Source organism: Sphingomonas soli NBRC 100801 (assembly GCF_001591025.1).
Classification (GTDB): domain Bacteria; phylum Pseudomonadota; class Alphaproteobacteria; order Sphingomonadales; family Sphingomonadaceae; genus Sphingomonas; species Sphingomonas soli.
Genome location: NZ_BCTZ01000012.1, coordinates 242,429 through 267,271, shown reverse-complemented (window position 1 = coordinate 267,271; position 24,843 = coordinate 242,429). Strand labels below are relative to the sequence as shown.

The window sequence follows — 24,843 nt, the reverse complement described above, 5'->3', positions numbered from 1 at the left end:
GGCCTGCCTGTCCGGGGCCGTCAATGGCCCCGGCAGGCGAGCGCTTCCAGAATATCGTCGATCCGCGCCGGATCCCCGGCGGCGATCACCTGGCCGACGCTGCCTGCGTGGAGCGGATCGCCCTGCCAGTCGCACATCCGCCCGCCCGCGCCTTCAACGATCGGAACCAGCGCCGCAAAGTCATGGAGCTTGAGGTTCGCCTCGACGACAATGTCCATCCAGCCGCTGGCGACGCAGCCATAATTATAGCAGTCGCCACCCAGCACGACGCTCATCACCGCCGCATCGAGATGCTCGAAGGCGTGGAGCTCGTCATCCGCGAACAACGCAGGCGATGTAGTGCCAAGGATGGCGTCCTTGAGGTCGCGGCAGCGGCGCGTGGCGGCGGGCTGGCCGTTGAACAAGGTGGTCCGCCCGGCGACGCCCAGCCAGCGTTCGCCAATAATCGGCTGATCGATAATCCCGAGCATCGGCCAGCCATCCTCGATCAGCGCGATCAGCGTGCCGAAGGTCGGGCGGCCTGCGATGAAGGCGCGCGTGCCATCGATAGGATCGAGCACCCATTGGCGCTTGCTCGTGCCTTCGCGTACGCCGAACTCCTCGCCCACGATCCCGTCAGCGGGAGCCTCGGCGATGATCAGCTTGCGCATCGCCTCCTCGGCAGCGCGATCCGCGAGTGTCACCGGCGAGAGGTCGTCCTTCGCCTCCAGCCCATGCTCGGCGCGAAAATAGGGGCGGATCGCAGCCCCCGCTGCGTCTGCCAGTCGTTCGGCAAGGGCGATATCGGTTCGGGAGATGGGCATGACCCTTGCCTAGGGTCGGCAGACAGCACCGGCAAGAGCCGGGCTTCGCGCGTTTTGACTCGCCAAGCGGCAAGCGTGCTGGCACCCAGCGCGACCATGCGCCTGCTCCTTATCGCTCTCGGCCTGCTCGCCGCCAGCCCCGCCGCCGCGCAGATCCGCGCCGTCCCTGCCCAGCCCGGGTCCGAGACCGAAGCCTTGCGCGGCGTGGAGGTATTCCTCGTCAACGAAGGCGATGCGCCGGTCAGCGACAGCGGCCCGCGCGAGCTCGAAGTCACCGCAGCCGATGGCACGCGGCTGATTCTGGAGCGTGCGCCGGGGCCCGCGCATACCGTGGCACCCGGCGGCTTCGCGAAGGCCCGCTACGTACCGGTACAGGTCGCGGGAAGGGCGGTGCCGCCAGGTGAAGCGCACCCCGCCGCCCGGATACCGCCCGGCGAAACCGTGGTGCAGAGTTCGACGGGCAGTTCCGCTGCGTTCACGGATCGGTTCGAGGCGCATGAACCGATCTATGCAGCGTTCGGGACGGGTGATGCGGGCGGCAAGCTGCAAGTCAGTTTCGCATTTCGCCCGTTCGAGGAGGATGCACCGCTACGGCTGGGCAACCTGCGCTTTGCCTATACCCAGACGATGTTCTGGGCACTCGACCGGCCGTCGGGGCCGTTTCGCGCCACCAACTACAGCCCCGAAGTCTATGCCGACATTCCACTGGACGAGACGAGCAAGATCGCAATCGGCTATCGCCATGATTCAAACGGGCGCGGCGTGCCCGGCTCGATCGATGTGAATCGCATCTTCGCGCGCGCCGAAAAGTCGTTCGATCTGGGCGGCGACTGGCGACTCGATGTGGCGCCGATGGCGTGGTTCTACACCGGAGCGAAAAGCGCCGCTCCGGGATTGCGCGACACCTTTGGCTACACCGCGCTCACCGCCGCGATCGGCCAGAAGGACGGGCTCAAGGTCGCGCTGACCGCGCGCGGGAACTTCGAGACCGGCAAGGGGGCCGGCGAACTATTTGTCTCCTATCCGCTCACCCGGATCGGCGGAGGGATGGGCTTCTACATCTTTGGCCAGGCATTTACCGGCCATGGCGAGGCGCTCGACGATTATCGCCGCAACGCGAGCCGTGCGCGCATCGGCATTGCACTCACCCGTTAGACATGAACGCCGCCTTGCCCTAGCATAACTAAGACATTTCAGGAGAGCCGCCATGCGCCCGTTTCTGTTCGCCGCCCTCGCACTTTCGCTCTCGGTGCCGGCGACCGCCGCATTGGCACCGGGCAAGAAAGCGCCCGATTTTACCGCTGCGGGGGCAGTGGCGGGCAAGCCGATCTCGGTGAGCCTGAAGGCGGCGCTCAAAAAGGGCCCGGTCGTCCTCTATTTCTTCCCGGCAGCCTTCACGGCGGGCTGCAACGCCGAAGCCAACGCCTTTGCCGAGGCGCTGTCCGACTTCACCAAGGAGGGCGCGACCGTGATCGGTATGACCGCCGGCAATGTCGACCAGCTCGAGAAATTCTCGAGCATGCATTGCGCGGGCAAGTTCGCCGTCGCCGCCGCCACGCCCGCAGTGATCAAGGGCTATGACGTCCTGCTCAGAAAGCCTGACGGTACGCCCACGACGATCACCAGCCGCACCAGTTTCGTCATCGCGCCCACGGGCAGGATTCTGTTCGCCCACACCGACAATAATCCGGCCGCGCACATCCGGATGACGCTCGCCGAGGTGCAGAAATATCGCAAGGCGCATCCCCGCCGCTGACATATTCACTTCTCGGAAATCTTTGCTCACCGGATGTTAGCAAACGGCGCTTACGACATCCCCAGGAGACGCCGCGTCCATCCGGGAGCGGCCCAGCAGCGGGGATCAGCGAAGCATGGCCGGGGCGAGCGCCATACGAGGAGCAGGCGGGGAAGACCCCGCGCGGCGTCTGTATGCGCGAATCGGAACTTTCCTGATCGAGCAGCGGCTGGATCCCGATCCAGCCAATTATGCCTTTGCCTATCATTTGTTCGTCGATCCCAATGGCCCGTTGGCGCGCGCGGTATCCGCGCTCACCGATGGCGGGGTCAGGCTGACCCGCCGCGACATCGAATCGCTGGGGTGCGAGCACAAGCCGGCGCCCAATGCGAAGGCAGCGGCGCAAAAGGCGGACGGGCTGGTCGCCCAGACCCAGATGCAGGTCGAGGGTTTCGAAGACATGGTGACGGCGATCCGCGCCGAGACCCAGGGCTTTGGCCGGGACCTGGCCGCAAGCGCCGAGGCGATGCAGCGCTCGTCCGGCGGCGGCGACATCACCGAGATCGCACGAATCACCGCCGCGATGGTCGAGCGCGTCCAGACCGCCGAGGCGCGCCTGGATTCGGCAACGCGCGAAGCAAGCGAGCTGCGCAAGAAGCTTGAGGAAGCGCGCGACAATGCGCGGCGCGACCCACTGACCGACCTGCCCAATCGCCGCGCCTTCGAGGAAGCCTATGCTGCGCAGGCCGCGACGGGCGAGAGCCTGTGCCTGGCGGTGTGCGACGTGGATCATTTCAAGTCGGTCAACGACCGGTTCGGCCACGCCGTGGGCGACCGCGTGCTCAAGGCCATCGCGCAGGCGCTCTCGGCCAAGTGCAAGGGGCATCTTGTCGCGCGCTATGGCGGCGAGGAGTTCGCCATTCTCTTCTCAGGGACCACGCTGGAAAATGCGCGCCTGATGCTCGACACCGCGCGCGCGACCGTCGCGACCAAGCATTATCGCCTGCGCGAGGACGATGCCCCGCTGGGCGAGGTGACCTTCTCCGCCGGCGTCACGCTGGCCAAGCCCGAAGACCGGTTCCACAGCCTGTTCCAGCGCGCCGACCAGCTTTTATATGCGGCGAAGACCGCCGGCCGAAACTGCCTGCGTTGGGATTGACCGGAATCGGACACTGAGTGTTCGCTTTTAAATGGTGAAAATCCCCAATTCAAGGCGTGGAAAACACCAACATCGCGAAATTTAATTACGTCGTCGACGTAAATTCAATGACTTAGTGAATTGGCACGCTCTCTGCAAAGCTTCCTGCATCAGCCGCCGGATGGTCCGGCAGGCCGAACCAGGGAGTAAGAAAATGAGCGCTCGTCTCGACTCGTTCCAGCAGACCGCCGCCGTGTTTGGCGCGGTAATCATGACCGCCAGCCTCGTGCTCTTCTCCGGCGTCATCGCGCCCTTCGCGTGATGCCCCGGACACAGGAGGACAGCATGGTTCGCAGCTTCATGACCGGCATGATCGCCTCTGCGGGCATCGCAGCGATCATCGCCGGCAGCATGCAGGGTTCAGCCGTACTCGGCTGACCCTGCGCCGTGAGCGGCACCGGCAGGATCGACATGATCCAAAGACACCCAAACAAAGTCTCCCCCGCCTTCCTGTTCCTCGCCTGCGAGGATTCGAGCTATATGTCGGGGCAGGTGCTGCACCCGAATGGCGGGACCATCGTCAACGGCTGAACCGCCAAAGGTTACACAAAGTTGACACCAAGACGCACTCGCTGGCGCGACATCCGGTGCTGTCAAAGAGCGGACGACATTGCTTCCGCCCCTTCAGATAGTCGGTTCAACAGGCCATCAGCACTGCGAACATTGGGAACATTCGGCTATTTGCCGGCCCTGGCCGCACCCTTCAGATCCTCGACGAAAAGCGCATATTCCTCCTCGGCACGCGCCTTGTCGGGCAGGCGCAGCAGGAAGCTGGGATGGATGGTGACCCAACCCACCCCTCCTTCGGGCAGATCGATCGCCCGGCCCCGCATCGCGCTGATCGTCACGGTCTTGCCCAGAATCTGGCGCGCCGCCGTCGCGCCCAGCGCCACGGTCATTTCGGGGCGCAGCAACAGCCGCTCCTGCGCATACCACCAGCGGCAGGCGCTGATCTCGCCCGCATCGGGCCTGGCATGGATGCGGCGCTTGCCCCTTTGCTCGAACTTGAAATGCTTGACCGCGTTGGTGACGTACACGGCCGCGCGATCGATCCCGGCATCGGCCATGGCGCGGTCGAACATCTGGCCTGCCGGGCCGACAAAGGGCTGCCCGGACAGATCCTCCTGATCCCCCGGCTGCTCGCCGACGAACATCATGCGGGCATCGACCGGGCCTTCGCCGAACACGGTCTGCGCCGCATGCTTGTAGAGGTGGCAGCGGGTGCACCCCATCGCCTCGTCGCGCAACCTTTCCCACGCGCCCGCGATATTGCCGCCCAGGCTTTCCCGTGCCGTCTGCACCATCGCGATCTCCCGCTGGCGCGCACCCGCCACCAGCTCGCCGATCAACGCGGTTTCGGGCATGTTCTTCCAATATCTGCGCGGCATCTCCTTCAGCATCGCGTTGGTCTTCAGCCGCGCGGGATTGAAGGTGGAGGCGTAATAGGTCTTCCACACATCCTCTATCGCATCGCCGGACGGCGCATCGGCGCGGCTCGCACCCGGCGCTTCGGAGAGCGTCTCGCCATCCCAATGGATCGAAAGCTCGGGCGTCAGGATCGACCAGCGCATATTGGCGAAGCGATCCATGAAGAAGCGCGCATTGGCCCGCACGATATGATGCTCGGGCTCGAACCAGGCGACGAAGCGCGGCCCGGCATCATCGGCGATCTCGCGAAAGCGGACAAATGCGCGCATCTTGTGAATGTCACGGCGCACCTGCTTCGCCATCTCCTCCAGCCGGCGGACCAGCGGATCGGCCCGATCCTCGATGCGCTTCGGCGCTTCGATAAGCCCTGCGAGCAAGGTGTAGAGCAAGGCAAAGCGCTGCGGATCGCTGTGCAGGATCACGCTCTGCGCAAGATCGAGAAAGGCGCGCGGCACGCGCAGGGCGGCGGGCGTCGCGGGTTCGAGCACCGCTTCGTCGCCGAACAGATCGGCGGGATGCTCCCCCATTTGCCACACGATTTCGGACGGCGGCACGCGCGCGGAGGCAAGCGCCCGGGCGGCATCGCGCCACCCTTCGAAATCATCCTCCGCCGATAAAGCTATGACGCGCATCGCGTCTCAACGCGCGGGAAGCGTATCGATCCATTCGCGCAGCATCGCGACGCCTTCCTTATGCACCGTTGCGCGGCCAAGCTCGGGCATCGCCACGCCGGGATCGGTCGATTCCATGCGGTAGATCAGGATCGACTCCTGCGCGCTTCCCGGCTGAATCGCGAAATCGTGCCCGCCCGAACCGCGCCCCGCCGCTACCGGGCGCTTGTAGAGGCCACGCGCGATCGGATTGGGTTGCCGCCAGTCGAGGAACAATCCCGAATTCGACGCCGCACCCGCCGGATTGTGGCAATGCGCGCAGTTGATCTCGAGATAGGCGCGGGCGCGCTCGTCGAGCGGGGCCGTGCCGTCATCCCAGCGGGCGATGCGCGGTGCGTCCCTGGGCAGGCGATCGAGCATGCCGGCGGCAAGCAGGCCTTCGAGCTGGCCGCGATGGTTCAGATAGCGCGCCTTGGTGCCGATCGGCGTGATTCTGCCTTCCAGCGCATGGCAATCCTTGCACTGGTTCTGGTTGGGCACAGCATAGCTGATGCTGCGGCGCTCGCCCGAAGGATCGGTGAAGGTGACGGGAATGCGGGTGCCTGCGCGCTTGAGATCGGCATCGGTGCCGTCGGCGTTCCAGACATAGGGGATCGCGACCCAGCCGCTCGCGCGGTGAAGCAGCAGGCGCGTCTCCAACGGCTTGAACGCGCCGTCCTGCTGATAGCCAAAGGTCTTGATCAGCGCCGCGCCGACCGGAAGATCGAGCGGCGCGTCGCTCTGATATCCGGCCTTCGCGCCCGCAGGCAGATAGAGATAGCGCTCCTTCCCGGCATAATCGGAGAAGAGCGGCGTCTCCAGATCATAGCCGGTGACGCGCGCATTGGGCGTCCGCTTCGCCAGATCGGCGAAGAAGCCATAGTCCGAAAGGCGCGCGGGATAGCCGTCCGCAACGATCGCGGCATCGTTCACGCCAGCCGGGCGGCCGAGCAGCGCGGCGCCCAGAAGCAAGGCCGCAGCGAGCAGCGCCTTCACTTGGCGGCGGCCTCCATCGATGCAGGAAGCACGATCGCGGCTGGCTGGGCCGCCGCCTTGCCCTTCAGCTCGGTCGGCGCAGGCTGGGCGCTCTCGACCGGCGCGCCCGGCTTCAGGCCCATGCTGAGCACCGGCGCCTTGTCATCGACGTGCAGCGTCGCGGGATCGCCGATCCCGTCCCACAGGATCGGCGGGATGCTGCCGCCAAAGGCTGCCGCAAGCTGATCGCCCCCGGGCAATTGCGGCGCGAAGCCCGCGCGACCGTGGCGATTGCCCGAGATCACGATATTGCTGGGAAGCGGATCGAATTTGGGATCCTCATGCTTCTCGCGATAGGCGACGAGCATCACGTTGCTGGTGCCATTGCCCGACAGATCATTGTCGAAGACATGGACATTATCGTTGGCCATGATCAGCACGCCCGTGCCGGTGGGCACGCTGGCGACGATATTGCCCTTGGGCGCGAAATTGGGCGTATCATTATCGACCGAGCGATTCTTGAACACGCGCACGTCGCCGCCCCCCATCTTGGGCAGGCTGGGCATGTCGAACACCAATATGCCGCCGGTATTGTGCGTTGCGATGTTGCCATAGACGTCGGCATGGCGGCTATTCTCGATCTCGATCCCCGCGACATTCTGGCTGACGAACGAATTGCGGACGATGATCTGCTCGGACTGGCCGACATAGATGCCGGCGTCCGACGCGCCCTTCACGGTGACGCCATCGACCAGGACATGCGTGCTGGAGACCGGATAGACGCCGTACGCGCCGTTGCTTTCCTTTGGCCCGCCGGTCCATTCGACGCGGACATTCTTATAGACGATCCGGTCCGCGCCCTTTGACTTGATGCCGTCGCCTTTGGTGTCCTCCACCGCGAAATCCCGCAGGACGACATCGTCCGAGGTGACGAGCAGCCCCTCGCCCGCGCCCAATTGCCCCTTGAAGCTGAGCACCGTCTTGTCCGCGCCCGCGCCGCGCACCGTGACGCGGTTGACGTCGAGGCTGAGTCCGTCGGTCAGCTCGAAGCGTCCCGCGCCGATGCGGATCACATCGCCGGGCTCAGCCTCGATCAACGCGGTCTGCAGGCGCTCCTGCGCATTGGGGCCAGCCGCGACCACGATATCCCTCGCGCTCGCGGGGGCGGCGATCAGCACTGCGGCGAACAAGGCGTTCCGAAGCATCATTCTCTCCTGCATTTTCGGCCAGTCTAGCCGAGCGGAGACGAATTGACAGTCCTGTCAGTTATTCGCGGGTATCGCCCGGCTCTTCCTCCTCGGCGCGCTCCAATTCCCTGGGCTTGCGGCGCTCGAATATCTTGGCGAGGCGCTGTTCCTCCTCGCCGGAGAGCTTCTCCGCCGCCGAGGGAAACATCTCTTCCTCCTCCTCGTCGATATGATGCTCGTAGCGGTGGCGCATTTCCTTGAACTTCGCGGTCCATTCGGCGCTCTTCGGATCGAGCTCCGCCAGTTCGCCGAAGAAATCGTCGATCTCCTTATGCTCGGAAACCGAATGGCGCGCCTCGTCGCGCAGATCGGGATTGGCCAGCATCGTCGCGTAGAGCGATTCCTCCTCGGCGGCGGCATGGGCGCTGATCTCGATCCGCAAAGCTTCGAACAATTCTGCGCGATCGGCGTAATTGGCTGCGGCAAGCTCCTTCAGCATCGCGCGGTGGCGATCGTGATCGGCCTTCAAATCCTGAAAAATGCGCGCGTCGGCCATGGTATCTCCCTTCGTTGCGGGACCACCAACCGTTCAGGCGGCGAATAGCTCCAGTTGCTCGCGCCTGGGCGCGACCAGCGATCGCAAATCCGCCTTTTCGGCGAGCGCCACCGGTCGCCAGTCCTCCGCGATCAGGAACGGCCGCACCTTTGCGATCGAGACCGTCAGCCGCGCCACATCGGCCAGCCGCAACCGCCGCCAGCGCCGCGTGGCGAGGATCGCATCGACCGCCTTCACCCCCAGCCCCGGCACCCGCAGCAGCGCCTCCCGCGATGCGCGGTTCACATCGACGGGAAAACGCTCGCGAAACCTGAGCGCCCAGGCGAGCTTGGGATCGATATCGAGCGGCAGCATGCCGGTGGCGGGGTCCGTCGCCTGCGCGACTTCGCCCGGTTGATACTCGTAAAAGCGCATCAGCCAGTCCGACTGGTACAGCCGATGCTCGCGCATCAAGGGCGGGCGCTGGAGTGGCAGCACCGCGCTGGCATCGGGGATCGGGCTGAACGCGGAATAATAGACGCGGCGCAGCCCGAAGCTGCCATACAGCCCCGCGGCGCGCCGGATGATGTCGCCGTCGGTGGCGGCGTCGGCGCCGACGATCATCTGGGTCGACTGGCCCGCGGGCGCGAAGCGCGGCGCGGATTTGAACCGCTTCTTCGCGTCGCGCAGATCCTCGATCGAGCTTTTCACGTCGCGCATCGCGCCTTCGATCCGGGGCGCGGACTTTTCGGGCGCCAGCCGCGTGAGCCCCGCGACGGTGGGCAGCTCGACATTGATCGACACGCGATCGGCATAAAGACCCGCCTGATGCACCAGCTCGGGATCGGCATCGGGGATCGTCTTCAGATGGATATAGCCGCGAAAGTCGTGCTCCTCGCGCAGCAGCCGCGCCACGCGGACGATCTGCTCCATCGTGTAATCGGGCGTCGCGATGATGCCCGAGGAGAGGAACAGCCCCTCGATATAATTGCGCTTGTAGAAATTGAGCGTGAGGTCGACGATTTCCTCAGGCGTGAAGCGCGCGCGGCGGACGTTCGAGCTCTTGCGATTGATGCAATAATGGCAATCGAACACGCAGCTGTTGGTCAGCAGGATCTTGAGCAGCGAGATGCACCGGCCATCGGGCGCATAGGCATGGCAAATGCCCATGCCCTCGGTCGATCCCAGCCCTTTGCCGCCCGGCGCGGACTTGCGCTTCGCGGTGCCCGAAGATGCGCAGGACGCATCATATTTGGCGGCGTCCGCCAGGATCGCCAGCTTCGCGCGCAGGTCCAATTGTGCCATTTGTTCATACTATGTTCTTGATATTGCAGAGTCCAGCCGCTTGTGGGAAAGCCATGGCGAAGGGATGCGTGAATGCGGCTGATTGCGGACCGGCGCGTGCGACTGCTGTTCCTGGCGCTGGCGCTGACCTGCAGCCTGGGTTGGCTGTTCAAGGGCCATTGCACCTCCGGCGGCTGGACCAATGGCGAGCAATACACCACCGGTTGCTATAGCGACGCGATCCCCTTCTGGACCGCGCGCGAAGTGGACAAGGGCAGGATCCCCTATTTCCAGGCGCGCATGGAATATCCGGTGCTCACCGGCGCAGCGATCTGGGCAGAGGGCGGCGCGGCGCGCCTGTTGTTCGGCAAGCATGCCAATGCGACGCACTTCCTGGCCATCGCGACGATCGTCAACGCGCTGCTCGCAATGCTGGTGCTGCGGCTGTTCATCAGCGCCGGCATGGACAGTCGCCGGCTATGGATGTGGGCGCTGGCCCCGCCATTGATCCTCTATGTCGGGCATAATTGGGACATGGTGGCGGTGACGTTCGCGGTCGCCGCGATGCTGCTCGCGCGGCGCAACCGGCTGGTGCAGGCGGCGGCGATGGCGGGGCTGGGCACCGCCGCGAAGCTGTGGCCGGTGCTGATGCTGCCGCTGATCGGACTGAGCGCGCTGTTCGAGCGCAATCGCGATTGGGGCCAGCGGCTGATCCGCGCGGCAATGCTGTCAGCGGCCGCGATCGGCGCATGGGCCTTGGTCAACCTGCCGGTCGCCTGGTTCGCCTATGAGAATTGGAGCGAGTTCTACCGATTCTCGGAGGAACGCGGCGGCACGGCCGCGGGCACGTGGAACATATTGGTCAATATGGGCTGGCTGTTCACCTGGGCAGAGGACCAGAACCGCTACGCCGCAATCCTGTTCGCCCTCGGCGCGGCGGCGATCACGGGGCTCGGCTGGCGGCGGCATCGCGACCATCTCTGGGTGCTGTTCACCCCGGTGCTCGCCTGGTTCATGCTGACCAACAAGGTCTATTCGCCGCAATTCGATCTGTGGCTGTATCCGATGCTGCTGCTCACCGCGCCCCGCCTCTGGCCGGTGGCCCTATTCCTGCTCGGTGATGTGGCCGCCTATTTCGCCGAATTCTGGTATCTGGCGGGGATGGAAGGCGCACACCCATCGGCGCAATTTGCCGACGTCGCCTGCGCGTCGGTCATTCGCGCCGCAGCCATGCTTTGGCTGATCGTCGATGCAGTGCGCCGCGATCCGCCGGAATGGGTGACCCGGCCCCCGCAGCACTGAACCCGCGCCCTCCCCTTATCGGGAGGGCAATGCAGCGATCAGGGCAGCGGCAGATTCTGCTCGGCTTCCTTGCGCGCCTTGGCTTCCTTCTTCGCCGCAGTCGCCTGCTGGACAAAGCAGCCGGTGCCGCCGCCCGCGCCCACCGCAGTGCAGCTCCCGGTGCCGAACTGGCCGGCGTCGAGCGCGCCCTGCGAGCGTACGGCCCAGCTTTCATTCGCCTGCGGGCGGCCCGCCTGTTCTCGCAGCGTCTTGGGAATGCGGAAGCGCTCGGCCTCGTCGAGGCGCTGGCAGACCACGATCTCCTCGCCATCATTGTTGGTCGGGCATTTGTCGTCGCCGTAGATGAGCAGGACGCCGTTGGTGGGCGCGTTCTGCGCCTGCGCATTCGGCACCAGCGCCGGAGCGGCGGCCAATGCGGCCAGGATCGCGATTTTCTTCAGCATCTGCCTGCTCCTGTTCCGGCGCCTTGTACCGGCTTCTGGCTTAACCTCACCTGTCAGATCCCAGACGTGTCAGATTCGTTTCGACAGCGCAATCGCCGCGCGACACCCCAGGCGTATCATTCCGGATAACAAAGGATAGGCCGGAAGGTTCTCCGCGCCCGACTGGATCGCGGTATCGAGATGCTCCAGCTCCTCCTCGCGAAACTGCGCCACCGCGTCGCGCAGCTCCGGATCGCTGTCACCCAATTCATTGAGCTGCTGGCGATAATGCAGGTCGATCTCGGTCTCTACCGCAGCGGTGCATGCCATCGCCGCATGGGGGCCGAGCGCCGCCGTCACCGCGCCAAGCGCGAAGCCGGCGACATTCCAGAAAGGCTGAAGCGCCGTCGGGCGCACGCCGCGATCGGCGACCATCTTGTCGAAAAAGGCACGGTGGCGCTCTTCCTGCGCGGCCATGCCCGCAATCGTGCGCGCCGCCGGTATCCGATCGCCCATCACCGCCAATTGCCCGGCATAGATGCGCGTCGCGCCATATTCGCCCGCCTGATCCACGCGGACCATGGAATGCATGCGCTCGCGCGCGTCGCCGGGCTTCCAGCTCATCGCGCGCGGCGGACGGCCAGAGCGAAGATCGCCACCGCGCCGGAAAGCGAAATGATCGCATTGAAGCCGGCCAGGCTGATCCCGAACAATTCCCATTGCGCGGCATCGCAGCGGACCAGCGGCTTGCCGATCTGCTCCATCAGGATCTTCATCGGATCGCCCCCCGCGACCGTGGTGGAGCAAGGCGTGATGCCGGGCCACCAATGATATTCGACGCCGGCATGGAACACCCCGATCCCGCCCGAAAGCGCGATCAGCACCGCGGCGAACAGGATGAACAGCATCCGCGTCGGCCCATAGGGAACCGCGAACGAAACCGCCGCGACGATGATCGCGGCATAATGCGGCCAGCGCTGCCAATGGCACATTTCGCACGGCACCAGGCCGCCGAAGAATTGCGAGCCGAGCGCGCCGGCGATCAGCGCCAGCGGCAGGAAGAGCGCGATCAGCTGCGCGGTGCGAAGTCCGTCGGTGCGCATGCGATCAGCGATTCTTCGCCGCGACCTGCGGCTTGGTGCCGAGGCGCCCGATCGTCTGGAGCGCATAATGAAGCTGGAAATCCTCGATCCCCTGCTTCTTCAGCTGCTCCGGCGTCGCCGAGAAGCGCGGATCGGTGGCGGTATCTTCTTCAAGCACGTTATCGTCGACCTTGTCGTTGTTGATCAGGTGGCGGCGCAGATCGGCTTCGCGGATCACCGGGCGCTCCTTGTAATCCTTGTCCGAAATCTGCGGCACGACCAGATCGGGACGGATTCCGCCTTCCTGCACCGAATGGCCCGACGGCGTATAATAGCGCGCGGTGGTGAGGCGCAGCGCCGCACGATCGCCCATCGGCAGGATCGACTGGACCGAGCCCTTGCCGAAGCTGCGCACGCCCATCACCAGCCCGCGATGATGATCCTGGATCGCCCCGGCGACGATTTCCGATGCCGAGGCCGTGCCCGAATCGACGAGCACCACCACCGGCAAGCCGCGGGCGAGATCGCCCGGAACCATGCTTTCGGCATAATAGCGCTCGATATCCGATTTCTCGCGGCCGCGCTGCGAGACGATCTCGCCATGGCTCAGGAACACGTCGGCGACCGCAATCGCCTCGCTCAACAGCCCGCCGCCATTCTCGCGCAGATCGACGATATAGCCGAGCGGCTTGCGCCCGAGCTTCTTGTCGATCTCCTGGATCGCCTTGATCGTGTCAGCACCGGTCTGCGCGGTGAAGGTGTTGATGTTGATGATGCCGACGCCGTCCTTGACCTCCCACTTCACCGGACGCTGCACGATGATCTCGCGCGTAAGGGTGAACTGGAGCGGCTTTTCAGCCCCCGGGCGGACCACGGTGAGCGTGATATTGGTGCCCGGCTTGCCGCGCATCTGCTCGATCGCTTCGTCCAGGCTGCCGCCGACGATGAACTTGCCGTCGAGATGGGTGATGTAATCGCCCGATTTGATGCCGGCGCGGTGCGCGGGCGTGTCCTCGGTCGGCGCGATGACCTTTACCGCGCCATTTTCCTGCGTAACCGTGAGCCCCAGGCCGCCATAATTGCCCTCGGTCTGGATCTTCAGATTGTCGAAATCGAGCCCGTCGGCGAACGAGCTGTGCGGATCGAGCGCGGCGAGCATGCCCTGGATCGCACCCTTCACCAGCGTCGCGTCATCGACCTTCTCGACATAATTGGCCTTCACGCGATTGAAGACCTCCATGAACATGTCGAGCTGGCGGTAGCTGGCCGTATCGACCTGCGCCATCGCCCCCGAAGCGACGGGAATGAGCGCAAGCGCACTGACGGCGGCGGTGACCTGGAGAAGGGGACGAAGCATGGGAACGACCTTCACAATAACGAACCGCCCAGGATAACGAGCCGGCGGCCAGGCTGGCGCAGCAGTGATGTAGGGCAGGATAACGGCATTTGCACGGCGTGTCAGTCGAGCAATTGCGCCAGGTCCATCGGCTGGCCGCGCCGGCGCAGCTCGATGGTGAGGCGCGGGGCGTCGCCTGTGGGCGCCTGGCCGATCGGTGCGCCTTGCGCCACCTGATCGCCCACCTTGACCGATACCGCGCCCAGGCCGGTGATCAGCGAGGTCCAGCCATTGCCATGATCGACGATCACCACCCCGCCATATGCGCGGAAGGGGGCGGCGTAGATGATCCGGCCACCCGCAGGCGCGACCGCCGCCGCGCCGGGCGCACAGGCCATGGTGATGCCGCGAGCGCGAACGCCGGTGGACGACAATTCGCCCATGCCGGTCACGACCTGGCCGGCAACCGGCAGGCGATAGGGCGCGCCGCCTGCGCTGCGCTTCGGCGGGGCGGGATCGCCGGTGCGCGGCAGCGGCCCGGGCAGCGCGGCAAGATCGCCCTGCAGCTCGGCGGCCTGCCCCGCGGATTCCATCTGGTCGACAAGGTCGCGAGCCTGCTCGCCCAGCGCGAGCGCGCGATCCGATTCGATCAGCGCGCCGCGATCGAGCTCGCGCGAACGCGCGCGATGCTCGGCTTCGAGCTTCACCAGCGCGACGCGTTCGGCCTCGATCCGGTTGCGCGCCTGCTTGAGGCTTGCGACTGCGGCGGTGGCTTCGGCGCGAAGCGCGCGGATGCGGCCAAGCTCGGCGCGAACATCGGCGGTCCGCGCCTCGACCACCGGCATTGCCGTGCCCAGAACCGCGCGGACATGGACCATATCCTCGGTCGATCCCGGCTGGACGAGTCCGAGCACCGGGGGCCGGCGCGCCATGGATTGCAGCGCGGCGATCAGCCGGAGGATCGGACCCTGGCGCTCGGCGACGCGGGTGCGCTGATCGGCGAGCTGGCGATCGACGATGCCGATGCGCGCGGCAGCGGCGGCGATATCCGCCTCGGCGGCCTTGATTCGCTCGGCGGCGGCAGCTTCCTGCGCGCGCGCCTGGGCGGCCTGGTCGCGCTCGGCGGCGGCGGCCTGCTCGAGTGCTCGGCTGCGGGCCAGCGCTTCGCGCGACTGGTTATTGGCGCTGCGCAGGCGCGACTGCTGCTCTTCCAGGCTGGGGATCTGCGCAGCGGCGAAGCTGCCCGTCGCGAGGATCGCCAGCATGCTGAGCGAGAGGGTGGCGGCGCGGAACACGCGCTTATCCTTCGCGGTGATAGGGGTGGTTGGCAAGGATCGACGCGGCGCGCCACAATTGTTCGGCCAGCATCGCGCGCGCCAGCATGTGCGGCCAGGTGGCCCGCCCGAACGAAAGGAGCAGGTCCGCCTTCTCGCGCTCGGCGTCGTCGAACCCGTCCGCCGCACCGATCAGGAAGCGCGCTTCGCGCACCCCTTCGTCGCGCCACGCCCCCAGCCGCTCGGCCAGCACGCGCGAAGGCAGGTTCTCGCCCAGCTCATCGAGCATGACCAGCCGCGTGCCCGGAGCGAGATCGGGCATCTTGCCGCCCGTATCGGGAAGCTCGGTGATCCTGGTCGGCCAGGTGACGCGCTTCAGATACCGCGTCACCAGCTCCGCCTCCGGGCTGCGGCCGATCTTCCCGCGCGCTACGATATGGAGCAGCACGCGGAGCCGCTCAGGCGTTGGCGGTCGGCGCTTCGCCGAACGACCACATCCGCTCGAGATTGTAGAAGCTGCGCACTTCGGGGCGGAACAGATGGATGATCACGTCACCCGCGTCGATCAGCACCCAATCGGCGGTCTGCAGACCCTCGACGCGCGGGCTGCGGCCGCTTTCGGCCTTGATCTTCTCGGCGAGCTTGTTCGCCATGGACGCGACCTGCCGCGTCGAGCGGCCCGACGATACTACCATGTAATCGGCGATGCTGCTCTTGCCCGCGAGCGGGATCGAGACGGTCTCGACCGCCTGATCATCGTCGAGTGACGCCAGGATAAGCTTGTGCAGCGCCTCGACTCCTTCGGAGCCGGAAGCACGCGTTACATTGGGCGATGTGGCCAAGGGGCCTCCTAAGGGTGAACGATAGCTGCGCGATTGCTTGATGGAGACGACGAAAAACGCCGATGCCAGGCAGGGTCGGCGGCCCGAAGGCTCGTCGCCGAAGTCGGATCGGGGCGAAAGCGCAGCAGCACGAGGGCCGGCAATCTCCAACGCGTCCAATTCTTTGCCTGGCCTGCGGGCCGCACAGCGCGCCGCAGCCAACCCATCGCAGGACTTGCGCGGGCCTGCCGATCATATCCCGGACGGGCGATTACCGCAATCGGAACCTGACGCGCGATCCCGCGCCAATCGCGCCACGCATGAAACTGGCCGAGATTGTCCGCCCCCATCAGCCAGATGAAGCGATGTTTGGGAAACAGGCGCGGCAGCTTCGTAAGCGTGTCGATGGTGTAGCGCGTCTTGAGCCGGGTCTCGATCTCGGTCGGGCGGATCGGCGCATGCCGGGCCATCCTGCGCGCCGAGGCGAGCCGCGCGGCGAGCGGCGCCATGCCCTCTACCGGCTTGAGCGGATTGCCCGGCGACACCAGCCACCACACTTCATCCAGATCGAGCGCGCGCAGGGCATGGAGCGAGATCGCGCGATGCCCCTTGTGCGCCGGGTTGAACGAACCGCCGAGCAGGCCGACCCGCTTCAAGGCCGCGCCTGGCCGGTTCCGCGCACCACCCATTTATACGTCGTCAGCCCCTCCAGCGCGACCGGGCCGCGCGCATGCAGCCGCCCGGTGGAGATGCCGATCTCGGCGCCCAGCCCGAACTCGCCACCATCGGCAAATTGCGTCGAGGCGTTCCACATCACGATCGCGCTATCCACGCCCGCGAGGAAACGCTCGGCCACACCCGCATCCTCGGTGATGATCGCGTCGGTATGGTGCGAGGCGTGCGCGGCGATATGCGCCATCGCCTCCTCGACCCCGTCGACCAGCTTCACCGAAAGGATCGCGTCGAGATATTCGGTGTCCCAGTCGCCATCTTCGAGCGGACGGGTGCGCGGCTCGATCGCCTGCACCTCCGCATCGCCGCGCAGCTCGCAGCCCGCATCGGCCAGCGCCGCCAGCACGGGGGCGGGATCGGCAAAGGCGCGGTCGATCAGCAGCGTCTCGGTCGCGCCGCAAATGCCGGTGCGGCGCATCTTGGCGTTGAGCGCCAGATCGCGCGCCATGCCGGGCTCGGCGGCGCCATCGATATAGCTGTGGTTGATTCCGTCGAGATGCGCGAGCACGGGCACCCGCGCCTCGCTCTGCACGCGCGCGACCAGGCTCTTGCCCCCGCGCGGCACCACCATGTCGATCAGTCCCTCGGCCGTCAGCATCGCGCCGACCGCGGCACGATCGGTGGTGGGAACGAGCTGGACCGCATCGGCCGGCATGCCGCCCGCTTCGAGCCCGCGGGCAAGCGCGGTGTGGATCGCGCGGTTGCTGTGCACCGCTTCCGATCCGCCGCGCAGGATCGCCGCATTGCCAGACATCGCCGCGAGCGCGCCCGCATCGGCGGTCACGTTGGGGCGACTTTCATAGATGATGCCGATCACGCCGATGGGCACGCGAACGCGGCTGAGCACCAGCCCGTTGGGCCGCTCGGTGCGCTCGATCACGTCGCCCACCGGGTCCGCCAGCTTCGCCACCGCCTCGACGCCCGCCGCCATGGCCTCGACGCGCGCGGCATCGAGCCGGAGCCGATCAAGCAGCGCGCCGGACAGGCCATTTGCCTCGGCGGCGGCCATATCGCGCGCGTTGGCCGCAACAATCGCCGCGCTATCGGCCCGGATCGCCTGTGCCGCGGCAAGCAAAGCATTGCGCTTCGCCGCGCTCGACATGCCCGCGAGCTGCGCGGCGGCGCTCCGGGCATTGCTGCCCATCCGGGCGATCATCTGGGGCACATTCTCAGCCATTCCGCCCCGCTAGCACGCGCGAAACGAAGCTGATAGGCCCGCTTGATGGTCGGGGAAATCGAAGCGGCAGGGGAATTGGCGACCGGCGCATTGCTGGGCCGCGCGGTGGAACCGAACCGGGGCGAAGGGCATGACGCCGGGCATCTGTGCCTGAATTGCGGAACGGCGCTGATCGGCGCGCATTGCCATCGCTGCGGGCAGAGCGGGCATGTCCATCGCTCTCTGGGCGCGATCGGGCATGAAATATTGCACGGCGTCGCGCATTTCGAGGGCAAGCTCTGGCGCACGCTGCCGCTGCTCGCATGGTGGCCGGGCGAGCTGACGCGGCGCTATGTCGAGGGGGAACGCGCGCGATTCGTCTCGCCGATGGCATTGTTCCTCTTCTCGATCTTCGCGATGTTCGCAGTCTTCTCCTGGGCCGGAATTTCCGCGCCGGCCGATCTCAAGACCGGCAACGCGTCCGAGCAGATCGAGCTGGTGCGCAAGGGGCTGGCCGACGATCGCGCCGAGCTGATCAAGGCGCGGGACGCGCGCGCGGCCGATGACCCCAAGCGCGCGCGCGACGCGCAGCGCATCGCCGAGCTGGACGAGGAAATCGCCGGCCTGGCAGCGGTCGGAAAGGCCAGTGAGAATGGCACTTACCGGGTATCGACCAGTCTCAGCGGCTGGGCGATGCTCGATCACGGCATCGAGAAATGGAAGAAGAACCCGTCGCTGATGCTCTACAAGCTGCAGGCCAGCAGCTATAAATTCTCCTGGTTGCTCATCCCGCTGTCGCTGCCCTTCATGTGGCTGCTCTTCGCGTGGCGGCGCGAATTCCACCTCTACGATCACACGGTGTTCGTCACCTATTCGATCGCCTTCATGTCGCTGCTGCTGATCGCCGTCACGGTGCTGGGCGAGATCGGGGCAAGCGAGGGGCTGATCATATTCGCAGTGCTGGTGGTGCCCTTCGTCCACCTCACCCGCCAGTTGAAACAGGCCTATGCGCTGCGCTGGTTCCCGGCGATCGTGCGCTCGGTGATCCTGAGCTTCTTCATCCTGATCGTGATCCTGTTGTTCCTCATCATCCTGCTCGCGCTGGGCATGAGCTAGGCCCGGTCCATCCGGCCCAATGTCCCCCTTTCCCTCCGGAATCGCCCTCGGTCAGGGACGCTTTTCAGCAGGGATAGGTCTTGATCATATAGGCGTAGATTGCGGGCTTGAGCTCGCTCTCCTGCTCGGCGGGCGGCAATGCGGCGAGATAGGAGGATCGAGCTTGACCATATCGCCAAGCGCGGCGAGCCGCTCCCAGCGCTGGAGGAATTCGCGGACTGGCATCGCCTGAACCGGGGCCGCCGCGCCGAGCAGCAACAGGCCCATCGCCCAGCCAAATCTGCTCATCGGCACGGATAGCGCCGCGCCATGATGCCGTAGAACGCAGCCTTCATGCTCATGCCGCGGCGCGGGGGCGGGATCTTCTCCAGCTCGGCGATGAACTCGGCGGGCTGGAGCCTTGTCTGCCCCTTGGGCGGCGGGCAGCTATGCGGCGTGCGGCCGACGGCGCGCGCGCCCTCCAGCTCCGCGCGATAGGCCGTGGCGATCCCCGCCATCTCGTTCTTGAGCAGGGTCACGTCGGACGAGAAGGCCGCAAGCATGCCCCTGGCCTGGAGCGCCTTCGCCTTGGCGAGAAACTCGGCGACGGTCATCGCGCTGGCGGACGTTGCGACGAGGCTGAGGCCCATTGCCGCCGGAATCAGTAGCTTGCGCACGAAAAACCCTCCCAGGATCGCTCCCGGGAGGGTTTTACGAAACACTTGTGGCTGAACTCAGGCGCCTTGCGGCGTCGGATTGCCGAAGGGCCCCTTGGGCCTGCGGATTTTGGGAATCGACGTTCCCGCGACCGCGACCGTCGGCGCTTTCGCGCCGGGATCCTCGCGGTGGATGTCGTCGCCCGCGATCAGCCGCTTGATATCCTCGCCGGTCAGCGTCTCATATTCGAGCAGCGCCAGCGCGATCGTGTGGAGCTGATCGATATGATCGGTCAGGATCTGCCGCGCACGCGCCAGCCCCTGCTCGACGAAGCGCTTGACCTCGCTGTCGATCAGCCGGGCGGTTTCGTCCGACATCGGCTTGGAACGCGCCACCGAATAGCCGGTGAAGCTGTCTTCGCTTTCGGAGAAATCGAGCGGGCCGAGCTCGTCCGAAAGGCCCCATTTGGTAACCATCGCACGCGCCAGGCGCGTCGCCTGCATGATGTCGTTCGATGCGCCCGAGCTGACCTTGTCATAGCCGAAGATCAGCTCCTCGGCGACGCGGCCGCCAAACGCCACGGCGATATCGGCATGCATCTTGTCGCGATGGTACGAATAGCTGTCGCGCTCCGGCAGCGGCTGGACCATGCCCAGCGCAAAGCCGCGCGGGATGATCGTCGCCTTGTGGATCGGATCGGCGGTCGGCTCGTGCGCGAAGACCAGGGCATGCCCGGCCTCGTGATAGGCCGTCATCCGCTTTTCGTCCTCGGTCATCACCATCGAGCGGCGCTCGGCGCCCATCAGCACCTTGTCGCGCGCGTCATCGAATTCCTGCGCCGCCACCAGCCTTTTGCCGCGCCGTGCGGCCAGCAATGCCGCCTCGTTGACCAGATTGGCGAGATCCGCGCCCGAGAAGCCCGGCGTGCCGCGCGCGATGACGCGCGGATCGACGTCGGGCGCCAGCGGCACCTTCTTCATATGGACCTGCAGGATCTTCACGCGGCCCTCGATATCGGGGCGCGGCACCTGGACCTGGCGGTCGAAGCGGCCCGGACGCAGCAATGCGGGATCGAGCACGTCGGGGCGGTTGGTCGCCGCCACGATGATGATGCCTTCGTTCGCGTCGAAGCCGTCCATCTCGACGAGGAGCTGGTTCAGCGTCTGCTCGCGCTCGTCATTCTGGTTGCCGAGGCCAGCGCCGCGCGCGCGGCCGACCGCGTCGATTTCGTCGATGAAGACGATGCACGGGGCCGATTTCTTGGCCTGTTCAAACATGTCGCGCACGCGGCTCGCGCCGACGCCGACGAACATCTCGACAAAGTCCGAGCCGGAGATCGAGAAGAAGGGCACGCCCGCTTCGCCGGCGATCGCGCGGGCGAGCAGGGTCTTGCCGGTGCCCGGCGCGCCGACGAGCAATGCACCCTTCGGAATCTTGCCGCCAAGGCGCGCAAACTTGGTAGGGTCCTTCAGGAACTCGACGATCTCCTGCAGCTCCTCGCGGGCTTCGTCGATGCCCGCGACGTCGTCGAAGGTCACCTTGCCTTCGCGCTGCGTCAGTAGCTTGGCGCGCGACTTGCCAAAGCCCATCGCGCCCGAGCCGGAATTCTTCTGCATCTGGCGCAGCACGAAGAAAGCGATGCCCAGGAAGAGCAGGACGGGCAGCGAGTTATACAGCATGTAGAGCCAGATCGACGGCTGCTCTTCGGGGCGCGCGTTGATCACCACGCCCTTGGCGCGGAGGCGCTCGACGAGCTGCGCGTCGCCGGGATTGGTCGTGCGGAACTTGGTGTCGCCCGTGGTGAAGGTGCCCGTGACCGCGCCATTCGCCGCCGACAGGCTTACGTCGCGAACCTCGCCGCCCTCCACCTTGTCCAGGAAGGTCGAATAGGGGATCGTGTTGCCCGTCTTCTGCCCTTCGGGCTGCGGGAACAGGGATACGAACAGCGCGAGCGCTGCGAGAATACCCACCCAGATCAACAGGCTCTTCATCCAGGGGCTGCCCCCCTGATTGTCACCGCCCTGCTGCTTGTCGTTGTCGCTCATCGAATCCTGGTACCTTAATGGTCACCCTAAGATAGGCGCGCGCAGGTTAATGGCAATGGAACGGGCGCGACTTTGGGTCGATCAGTGTGATCGACGGGGTGGAGCCGGGCGAAATCGCGCTGCGGCGCCCTTCATCGACACCATCACGCCTGCCTGGGTCGCCCCCCTGCCCGCCTCCAGCGCATCGAGCAGCGGCTCGATCGCCGCGCCGTCGAACGGGCGTGCCAGCACATGCCCCACGGCGCGCCGCGCGAGGCGACGGCGAAGCTCGCGGTTCAGGTCGCCAAGCTCGATCTCGACGCATCCCTCGCTCAGCATGGCCCGGTTGTTCCAGAGCAGGTCCGTGACGTCTTCCAGCGCCTGCTGGGCTTCCGCGGCGTAGGTGGCGGTTGCGGCGATCTGGACGGGGTCGAGCTCAGGACTTTCGTCTAGGAGCTGGCGGAAACGGGTGCGGTCATGTGCGGGATCCCGGTTGGTCGGGTCTTCGGCAAAGGGGCCTTGTTCCGCGATGGCGCGCAGCTCGGCACGCCGCCATTCGAGCAAAGGGCGGATCAGCCGCAGGCTGCGGCCATCCGGCATCTTCATTGCCCGGCTCCGGCGGATTCCGGCGAGCCCCGCGACGCCCGAGCTGCGCGCGGCGCGCATCAGGAAGGTTTCGGCCTGGTCCTCGATATGGTGCGCGGTGAGCAGCGCCGTTGCGCCTGCGTCCAGCGCCCATTGCAGGAGCAGGGCGTAGCGGGCTTCGCGGGCGCGGGCCTGGATGCTCGATCCTGCGACCGGGTTTGGCGGGCACAGGATCGCGTGCGGCACCTCCAGCCGGGCGCAATGCGCGGCGACCATCGCGGCTTCGTCCGCCGCTGCCGGGCGAAGGCGGTGATCGACCGTCGCGGCGATGATCGCGCCGGGAAAGGCGGCGTGCGCCAGTGCGAGCATCGCCATGCTGTCCGGGCCGCCCGATACGGCCAGCGCGAGCGGATGCTGCGCCGATGGCTCCGCGCCGAGCAGCGCCACCGCGTCATCCCCGAAGCGCTCGACCCTTTGCGGATCGAGCGTCACCGGATCACTTGCACTTCTGTTCGGCGCGCCCCTTGGCAACCCCGGCTGTCATCTCCGCCGACAATTTGTCACCGTAAAGCTGGGTGAGCTCGCCATAGACCTTGCAAACTTCGGCGGCCGGTTTTTTCAATTTCACCAGCGCCTGCGCCAAATAATAAAGGCTGTCCGGCGCCCGCTCCCCATTCGGGTTATTCTTGTAATTCTGATAGAATGCGACGGCGGCGAGGCTGGGTGCATTGGCATCCAGATAGGCGCGGCCCAGCAGGTTTTGGGCATAGCTGGCGCGGCGGTGCTTGGGATATTTGGTCGCCACTGCCTCTAGTTCGCGGCGCGCCTCCGGATAGAGCTTTGCCTGCCACAGCCGGAACCCATAGGTGTAGCCGTCCTCGGCCGGATCCCCGCTCTCGGGCTTTGCGATCGCGGCGACCTGCTGCGCGCGGGTTCCGGCAACTGCGGGGCTCACGGGGGTTTCAGCGACCGGTTTGGCCGCCGGCTTGGCGGGAGGAGCGATCACAACGTCACCCGCCGGCACGATCGGATCGCGTTCAGCGATCGAGGATGCAGTGTCCTCCAGCGCCTTGATCCGCGCATCGGTCGAGCGCTTATAGGCAGCGAAAGCCTCCTCAAGCTGGCGCAGGCGATACTGGCCCTGCTCGATCTGGCCGGTGAGCGATGCAGACTGGCTCTCCAGCGCAGTGACGCGGGCGCTCAGATCGACCAGCGCACTGCCCGACGGCGTGCCGGGCAAGGTGACGTTCGATTCGGGCACGATCTGCGGCTCGACGGTCTGGCCCGCGCCGCCCGGAAACACCTTGCGCTGCACGGCCCGCATCTCACGCTCAAGCCGGTCCACACGGCCGGTGATCGCAGCATCCTGCGCCAGCGCGGTCCCGGTCAAACCAAAAGCGGAGGTCATCAGCGCCGCAGAGATCAAGATACGCATAGGTTCACACCCCCCGGTGCAGGTTCACGGAAAATAGCGCATATAGCGGCCATCCCGCCGCTCCCGCCAGTCCTTACGGCGCAGCGCTGGTGTTACCCGTCGCAGGCTGTGCGGCCGGACGCACCGGCGCCGGGGTGGGAGACGGCAAAACCGGCGCGCGCGTCGGCGATGCCGTCGGCGTAGCATTTGGCGAGAGCCTGAGCGATGGTGCCGGGCTTCCCGAAGGCGTTGGCGCGGGCGCCGGAGAAGCGGCGGCCACCGGCTGACCGCGCGCCTGGAGCGAAGCCGCGCTGATGCCGGTTTCGACCAACTCCGCCTTCTGCGACAAGGGCGGCACTTGCGAACCGTTTATCAGCACTTGGAGGCGGTCCGGGCGCGGCGTGCGGACGCGGGGATCCTGCGCATCGGCAGGCACGTCGTACCGCTCGCCGGCAGCCATTTCCTTCTCGAACAATTTCTGGCCGTTCGCGTCGGTTACCCGCAGCCATACGGTATTAAGCGCGACCAGCGTGACCTGGCCTCCGGCGACCGGTGCCGCAGCTATGCTGTTATCCGGTTCGGACGAGTTGCTTTCCGGGATGAGCAGCGTTTCGGGCGGTGGCGCGCTGCCGCGGAACAGGCCGGTACCGTACCAGAGCGTGACCCCGATCAGCGCAAGCAGAGCGACCGCTATCCCTGCCCATGCAAGTCCGCGCGGCGGCACGCGGGTCAGGTCCTCCATCTCATAGGATGGTACGGACTGAAGCCGTTCCGGATTGCGCCCGAGTTCGGTGCGCAGCGCGCGGGCAAGCTCGACTTCGTCGACACCGACTGCGCGCGCATAGGATTTGGCGAAGCCCACCGCATAGGTGACCGACGGCAGGCCATCGTAATTCGACTTTTCGATCGCTTCGAGATGGCGCTGCGGAATCCGGGTGCGCGCGGCGACTTCCGCGAGCTCAAGGCCCAGCGCTTCGCGCGCGCCACGAAGCTTTTCGCCGACGGTCGCGGGAAACAGCGTAGGGTCTTCCGCAGTCTCGCCTTCCATCACGCTCTCCAGCAGCGGGTACGCCCGTTTGGCCGCCACAGCGGGGGTGTCCCTCAGGCGCAGGTCGCTGTCAACGCTCGCAAATGCGAATCCGGCCCCG

General features: G+C 66.1%; 26 protein-coding genes and 1 pseudogene. 6 read left to right on the top strand and 21 right to left on the bottom strand.

The window, feature by feature from the left end; translation table 11 throughout:
- Positions 1-20 precede the first annotated feature (20 nt).
- Complete coding sequence (gene hisN, locus SSO01S_RS09280; protein WP_066798363.1) at positions 21-803, bottom strand: histidinol-phosphatase; 783 nt, start codon at positions 801-803, stop codon at positions 21-23.
- A gap of 96 nt (positions 804-899) precedes the next feature.
- Here hisN and SSO01S_RS09275 point away from each other — a divergent pair, with 96 nt between their 5' ends.
- The 4 genes and pseudogenes from SSO01S_RS09275 to SSO01S_RS17225 form a co-directional block, all read left to right on the top strand.
- A complete protein-coding gene (locus tag SSO01S_RS09275; protein WP_066798425.1) occupies positions 900-1,958 on the top strand; it encodes a phospholipase A in 1,059 nt (352 codons plus the stop codon).
- Positions 1,959-2,010: 52 nt separating this feature from the next.
- A complete protein-coding gene (locus tag SSO01S_RS09270) occupies positions 2,011-2,559 on the top strand; it encodes a peroxiredoxin (protein WP_066798362.1) in 549 nt (182 codons plus the stop codon).
- A gap of 115 nt (positions 2,560-2,674) precedes the next feature.
- Complete coding sequence (locus tag SSO01S_RS09265) at positions 2,675-3,697, top strand: GGDEF domain-containing protein (RefSeq protein ID WP_066798360.1); 1,023 nt, start codon at positions 2,675-2,677, stop codon at positions 3,695-3,697.
- Positions 3,698-4,162: 465 nt separating this feature from the next.
- Positions 4,163-4,267: pseudogene (locus tag SSO01S_RS17225) on the top strand (NAD(P)-dependent oxidoreductase); the annotation flags it as partial.
- A gap of 146 nt (positions 4,268-4,413) precedes the next feature.
- On the opposite strand, the gene SSO01S_RS09260 reads toward SSO01S_RS17225, so the two are convergent.
- From SSO01S_RS09260 to SSO01S_RS09240, 5 genes are all read right to left on the bottom strand, one after another.
- Positions 4,414-5,796 carry a UdgX family uracil-DNA binding protein gene (locus SSO01S_RS09260; RefSeq protein ID WP_066798358.1) on the bottom strand — a complete coding sequence of 461 codons (1,383 nt, stop codon included), beginning with the start codon at positions 5,794-5,796 and terminating at the stop codon, positions 4,414-4,416.
- A 6-nt stretch (positions 5,797-5,802) separates the two neighbouring features.
- The gene (locus tag SSO01S_RS09255) at positions 5,803-6,810 is read right to left on the bottom strand and encodes an SO2930 family diheme c-type cytochrome (protein WP_245646690.1); all 1,008 of its coding nucleotides are present in this window, start codon (positions 6,808-6,810) and stop codon (positions 5,803-5,805) included.
- The gene (locus tag SSO01S_RS09250; RefSeq protein WP_066798424.1) at positions 6,807-7,994 is read right to left on the bottom strand and encodes a parallel beta-helix domain-containing protein; all 1,188 of its coding nucleotides are present in this window, start codon (positions 7,992-7,994) and stop codon (positions 6,807-6,809) included. Before SSO01S_RS09250 ends, SSO01S_RS09255 begins: the two co-directional genes overlap by 4 nt.
- A 61-nt stretch (positions 7,995-8,055) precedes the next feature.
- On the bottom strand, positions 8,056-8,532 hold the full coding sequence (locus SSO01S_RS09245; RefSeq protein ID WP_066798354.1) for a hemerythrin domain-containing protein: 477 nt from the start codon (positions 8,530-8,532) through the stop codon (positions 8,056-8,058).
- Positions 8,533-8,565: 33 nt separating this feature from the next.
- Positions 8,566-9,816 carry a putative DNA modification/repair radical SAM protein gene (locus tag SSO01S_RS09240; protein ID WP_066798352.1) on the bottom strand — a complete coding sequence of 417 codons (1,251 nt, stop codon included), beginning with the start codon at positions 9,814-9,816 and terminating at the stop codon, positions 8,566-8,568.
- Positions 9,817-9,888: 72 nt separating this feature from the next.
- Here SSO01S_RS09240 and SSO01S_RS09235 point away from each other — a divergent pair, with 72 nt between their 5' ends.
- Positions 9,889-11,097 carry a glycosyltransferase 87 family protein gene (locus SSO01S_RS09235; RefSeq protein ID WP_066798351.1) on the top strand — a complete coding sequence of 403 codons (1,209 nt, stop codon included), beginning with the start codon at positions 9,889-9,891 and terminating at the stop codon, positions 11,095-11,097.
- A 38-nt stretch (positions 11,098-11,135) separates the two neighbouring features.
- Here the strand turns inward: SSO01S_RS09235 and SSO01S_RS09230 are convergent, their stop codons facing one another.
- From SSO01S_RS09230 to SSO01S_RS09190, 9 genes are all read right to left on the bottom strand, one after another.
- Entirely contained in the window at positions 11,136-11,540 is a 405-nt protein-coding gene (locus tag SSO01S_RS09230; RefSeq protein WP_066798349.1) for a hypothetical protein, read from the bottom strand.
- A 69-nt stretch (positions 11,541-11,609) separates the two neighbouring features.
- On the bottom strand, positions 11,610-12,143 hold the full coding sequence (locus SSO01S_RS09225) for a demethoxyubiquinone hydroxylase family protein (RefSeq protein WP_066798346.1): 534 nt from the start codon (positions 12,141-12,143) through the stop codon (positions 11,610-11,612).
- A complete protein-coding gene (locus SSO01S_RS09220; RefSeq protein WP_066798344.1) occupies positions 12,140-12,622 on the bottom strand; it encodes a disulfide bond formation protein B in 483 nt (160 codons plus the stop codon). Before SSO01S_RS09220 ends, SSO01S_RS09225 begins: the two co-directional genes overlap by 4 nt.
- A gap of 4 nt (positions 12,623-12,626) precedes the next feature.
- Entirely contained in the window at positions 12,627-13,958 is a 1,332-nt protein-coding gene (locus SSO01S_RS09215) for a S41 family peptidase (RefSeq protein ID WP_066798342.1), read from the bottom strand.
- Between the two features lie 101 nt (positions 13,959-14,059).
- The gene (locus SSO01S_RS09210) at positions 14,060-15,232 is read right to left on the bottom strand and encodes a murein hydrolase activator EnvC family protein (protein ID WP_245646688.1); all 1,173 of its coding nucleotides are present in this window, start codon (positions 15,230-15,232) and stop codon (positions 14,060-14,062) included.
- Between the two features lie 4 nt (positions 15,233-15,236).
- Complete coding sequence (locus SSO01S_RS09205; protein ID WP_066798340.1) at positions 15,237-15,659, bottom strand: 23S rRNA (pseudouridine(1915)-N(3))-methyltransferase RlmH; 423 nt, start codon at positions 15,657-15,659, stop codon at positions 15,237-15,239.
- A 10-nt stretch (positions 15,660-15,669) separates the two neighbouring features.
- Entirely contained in the window at positions 15,670-16,053 is a 384-nt protein-coding gene (gene rsfS, locus SSO01S_RS09200; RefSeq protein WP_066798338.1) for a ribosome silencing factor, read from the bottom strand.
- Between the two features lie 8 nt (positions 16,054-16,061).
- The gene (locus SSO01S_RS09195; RefSeq protein WP_066798336.1) at positions 16,062-16,688 is read right to left on the bottom strand and encodes a nicotinate-nucleotide adenylyltransferase; all 627 of its coding nucleotides are present in this window, start codon (positions 16,686-16,688) and stop codon (positions 16,062-16,064) included.
- Complete coding sequence (locus SSO01S_RS09190; protein WP_066798334.1) at positions 16,685-17,941, bottom strand: glutamate-5-semialdehyde dehydrogenase; 1,257 nt, start codon at positions 17,939-17,941, stop codon at positions 16,685-16,687. Before SSO01S_RS09190 ends, SSO01S_RS09195 begins: the two co-directional genes overlap by 4 nt.
- Positions 17,942-17,986: 45 nt before the next feature.
- On the opposite strand from SSO01S_RS09190, the gene SSO01S_RS09185 reads away from it, so the two are divergent.
- Positions 17,987-19,036, top strand: coding sequence for a DUF3667 domain-containing protein (locus tag SSO01S_RS09185; protein WP_066798332.1), 1,050 nt, complete (start codon positions 17,987-17,989; stop codon positions 19,034-19,036).
- Positions 19,037-19,120: 84 nt separating this feature from the next.
- Here the strand turns inward: SSO01S_RS09185 and SSO01S_RS09180 are convergent, their stop codons facing one another.
- From SSO01S_RS09180 to SSO01S_RS09155, 6 genes are all read right to left on the bottom strand, one after another.
- Complete coding sequence (locus SSO01S_RS09180; RefSeq protein WP_066798330.1) at positions 19,121-19,324, bottom strand: hypothetical protein; 204 nt, start codon at positions 19,322-19,324, stop codon at positions 19,121-19,123.
- Positions 19,321-19,692, bottom strand: coding sequence for a hypothetical protein (locus SSO01S_RS09175; RefSeq protein ID WP_245646686.1), 372 nt, complete (start codon positions 19,690-19,692; stop codon positions 19,321-19,323). The genes SSO01S_RS09180 and SSO01S_RS09175 overlap by 4 nt, the downstream gene beginning before the upstream one ends.
- 57 nt (positions 19,693-19,749) lie before the next feature.
- Complete coding sequence (ftsH, locus tag SSO01S_RS09170; protein WP_066798326.1) at positions 19,750-21,717, bottom strand: ATP-dependent zinc metalloprotease FtsH; 1,968 nt, start codon at positions 21,715-21,717, stop codon at positions 19,750-19,752.
- Between the two features lie 81 nt (positions 21,718-21,798).
- Positions 21,799-22,773 carry a tRNA lysidine(34) synthetase TilS gene (gene tilS / locus SSO01S_RS09165; RefSeq protein WP_245646684.1) on the bottom strand — a complete coding sequence of 325 codons (975 nt, stop codon included), beginning with the start codon at positions 22,771-22,773 and terminating at the stop codon, positions 21,799-21,801.
- A 4-nt stretch (positions 22,774-22,777) separates the two neighbouring features.
- A complete protein-coding gene (locus SSO01S_RS09160; protein ID WP_066798322.1) occupies positions 22,778-23,716 on the bottom strand; it encodes a tetratricopeptide repeat protein in 939 nt (312 codons plus the stop codon).
- 73 nt (positions 23,717-23,789) lie between these two features.
- A complete protein-coding gene (locus SSO01S_RS09155) occupies positions 23,790-24,782 on the bottom strand; it encodes a helix-turn-helix domain-containing protein (RefSeq protein WP_157073698.1) in 993 nt (330 codons plus the stop codon).
- Positions 24,783-24,843 lie beyond the last annotated feature (61 nt).

Bases quoted from the DNA above. Each gene is read 5' to 3' on its own strand.
- hisN (WP_066798363.1), bottom strand. From the start codon at position 803: ATGCCCATCTCCCGAACCGATATCGCCCTTGCCGAACGACTGGCAGAC.
- SSO01S_RS09275 (WP_066798425.1), top strand. From the start codon at position 900: ATGCGCCTGCTCCTTATCGCTCTCGGCCTGCTCGCCGCCAGCCCCGCC.
- SSO01S_RS09270 (WP_066798362.1), top strand. From the start codon at position 2,011: ATGCGCCCGTTTCTGTTCGCCGCCCTCGCACTTTCGCTCTCGGTGCCG.
- SSO01S_RS09265 (WP_066798360.1), top strand. From the start codon at position 2,675: ATGGCCGGGGCGAGCGCCATACGAGGAGCAGGCGGGGAAGACCCCGCG.
- SSO01S_RS09260 (WP_066798358.1), bottom strand. From the start codon at position 5,796: ATGCGCGTCATAGCTTTATCGGCGGAGGATGATTTCGAAGGGTGGCGC.
- SSO01S_RS09250 (WP_066798424.1), bottom strand. From the start codon at position 7,994: ATGCTTCGGAACGCCTTGTTCGCCGCAGTGCTGATCGCCGCCCCCGCG.
- SSO01S_RS09245 (WP_066798354.1), bottom strand. From the start codon at position 8,532: ATGGCCGACGCGCGCATTTTTCAGGATTTGAAGGCCGATCACGATCGC.
- SSO01S_RS09240 (WP_066798352.1), bottom strand. From the start codon at position 9,816: ATGGCACAATTGGACCTGCGCGCGAAGCTGGCGATCCTGGCGGACGCC.
- SSO01S_RS09235 (WP_066798351.1), top strand. From the start codon at position 9,889: ATGCGGCTGATTGCGGACCGGCGCGTGCGACTGCTGTTCCTGGCGCTG.
- SSO01S_RS09230 (WP_066798349.1), bottom strand. From the start codon at position 11,540: ATGCTGAAGAAAATCGCGATCCTGGCCGCATTGGCCGCCGCTCCGGCG.
- SSO01S_RS09225 (WP_066798346.1), bottom strand. From the start codon at position 12,143: ATGAGCTGGAAGCCCGGCGACGCGCGCGAGCGCATGCATTCCATGGTC.
- SSO01S_RS09220 (WP_066798344.1), bottom strand. From the start codon at position 12,622: ATGCGCACCGACGGACTTCGCACCGCGCAGCTGATCGCGCTCTTCCTG.
- SSO01S_RS09215 (WP_066798342.1), bottom strand. From the start codon at position 13,958: ATGCTTCGTCCCCTTCTCCAGGTCACCGCCGCCGTCAGTGCGCTTGCG.
- SSO01S_RS09190 (WP_066798334.1), bottom strand. From the start codon at position 17,941: ATGGCTGAGAATGTGCCCCAGATGATCGCCCGGATGGGCAGCAATGCC.
- SSO01S_RS09185 (WP_066798332.1), top strand. From the start codon at position 17,987: ATGGTCGGGGAAATCGAAGCGGCAGGGGAATTGGCGACCGGCGCATTG.
- SSO01S_RS09180 (WP_066798330.1), bottom strand. From the start codon at position 19,324: ATGAGCAGATTTGGCTGGGCGATGGGCCTGTTGCTGCTCGGCGCGGCG.
- ftsH (WP_066798326.1), bottom strand. From the start codon at position 21,717: ATGAGCGACAACGACAAGCAGCAGGGCGGTGACAATCAGGGGGGCAGC.
- SSO01S_RS09160 (WP_066798322.1), bottom strand. From the start codon at position 23,716: ATGCGTATCTTGATCTCTGCGGCGCTGATGACCTCCGCTTTTGGTTTG.